Source organism: Ectothiorhodospira mobilis (assembly GCF_016584115.1).
Classification (GTDB): domain Bacteria; phylum Pseudomonadota; class Gammaproteobacteria; order Ectothiorhodospirales; family Ectothiorhodospiraceae; genus Ectothiorhodospira; species Ectothiorhodospira mobilis.
The window spans coordinates 1-1836 of record NZ_NRSK01000059.1; the positions used below are offsets into that span (position 1 = coordinate 1).

Here is a 1836-nt window from a genome sequence, read left to right on the forward strand (position 1 = left end):
GCGGAACGGGCCCGCCGGGGATGGCCCCCGCCGGGCCCGTTCCGCCACCCGGCCCACCAGCTGGCCGCAGGCGGCGTCGATGTCGTCCCCCCGCGGTCGCCGTGTGATGGTGGTGTAGCCGGCCTGCACCAGGATGTCCCGGAAACGGGCGATGGCGGCCTCCCCGGGACGGCGGTAGGGGCTGCCCGGATAGGGGTTGAACGGGATCAGGTTGATCTTGCAGGGCACGTCCCGCAGGCGCCGGGCCAGGGCACGGGCCTGATCCGGGCTGTCGTTGACCCCCTCCAGGAGCACGTATTCCATGGTGATGCGGTCGTGGTGACCACCCCGGCCCACATAGCGCCGGCAGGCGGCCAGGACCTGATCCAGGGGGTACTTGCGGTTCAGGGGCACCAGCTGGTCCCGCAGGGCATCGTCCACGGCGTGCAGGCTCAGGGCCAGGGCCACCGGTTCGGTCTCCCGCAGGCGGTCGATCCCGGGCACCACGCCCACGGTGCTGACGGTGACCCGGCGACGGCTGAGGCCATAGGCATGGTCCTCCAGCATGAGGGACACCGCCGCGGCCACGGCGTCGAAGTTCAGCAGCGGCTCGCCCATGCCCATGAGCACCACATTGGTCACCACCCGGCTCTGCCCCTCACCGGGCTGGAGGCGCTGACGGGCCACCTGCAGCTGGCCGATGATCTCCGCCGCGGTGAGGTTGCGGTTGAACCCCTGACGGGCGGTGGAACAGAAGCTGCACCCCAGGGCACAGCCCACCTGGGAGGAGACGCACAGGGTCCCCCGCCCCTCCTCCGGGATGAACACCGTCTCGATGCAGTTGCCGTCGTCCAGACGCAGCAGCCACTTGCGGGTCCCGTCCGCCGCCGCCTGTTCCAGCACCACCTCGGGGGCGCGGATCTCCGCCGCCTCGGCGAGCCAGGCCCGGGCGCTCTTGGCCAGATCGGTCATCTGTTCGAAGTCGCTGCAGCCCCGCTGGTGCATCCACTTGAGCACCTGCACGGCACGGAAGGGCTTCTCCCCGCGCTGCGCGAAGAAGTCCACCAGTTGCGGCCGGGTCATCCCCAGCAGGTTGAGCCTAGCCTGGTCAGTCATGGTTCGGTCCAGCGGCCCGGGGAGGAGATGGCGACCGTCCCCGGGCCCGGGGCACCCGCAAATCCGCGGGCATCAAAGGGTGCGTTTGCAGATCTCTTCGGGCCGGAAGAAGAAGGCGATCTCCTCGCGGGCGGTGTCGGCGCCATCGGAACCGTGCACGGCATTGGCGTCGATGCTCTCGGCGAAATCGGCGCGGATCGTCCCCGGGGCGGCCTCCTTGGGATTGGTGGCGCCCATGAGTTCCCGGTTTTTGGCGATGGCGTCCTCGCCCTCCAGCACCTGCACCATCACCGGACCGCTGATCATGAAGGACACCAGATCGTTGAAGAAGGGGCGTTCCTTATGCACGGCATAGAAGCCTTCGGCCTGTTCGCGGGTGAGCTGCATCATGCGCGCGGCGACGATGCGCAGGCCGGCCTTCTCGAAGCGGCTGTAGATGTCGCCGATGGCATTCTTGGCCACGGCATCGGGCTTGATGATGGAAAGGGTCTGTTCAACGGCCATCCGGCGTCTCCAGGAAGATCGAGGGTTGCATAGCGGTGCGGGGCACGCAGGGAGCGCGCCCCGTATCGGAAGAAGGGGGCAATCTTACCCCGTGGCAGGGGGGGGAGACAATCAGTAGCCTTGTCCAACGACACATGAGCCTGAAGGAGGGACGTGATTCCAGCGTGAAGTGAGCCTGAAGGCGGTCGGGGTTTGGGATCATCGGAGGATGATCCTCATGCTCAAGACCCAAGGACT

2 protein-coding genes are annotated in these 1836 nt (G+C 67.9%); both read right to left on the reverse strand.

Translation table 11 applies throughout. From position 1 onward, the window contains the following. Positions 1-1095: dual-specificity RNA methyltransferase RlmN (rlmN, locus tag CKO33_RS13130; protein ID WP_200182676.1), on the reverse strand; the 1095-nt coding region annotated here is incomplete at its 3' end. Positions 1096-1167: 72 nt separating this feature from the next. Next, a complete protein-coding gene (gene ndk / locus CKO33_RS13135) occupies positions 1168-1599 on the reverse strand; it encodes a nucleoside-diphosphate kinase (RefSeq protein ID WP_200182677.1) in 432 nt (143 codons plus the stop codon). Positions 1600-1836: the final 237 nt, after the last annotated feature.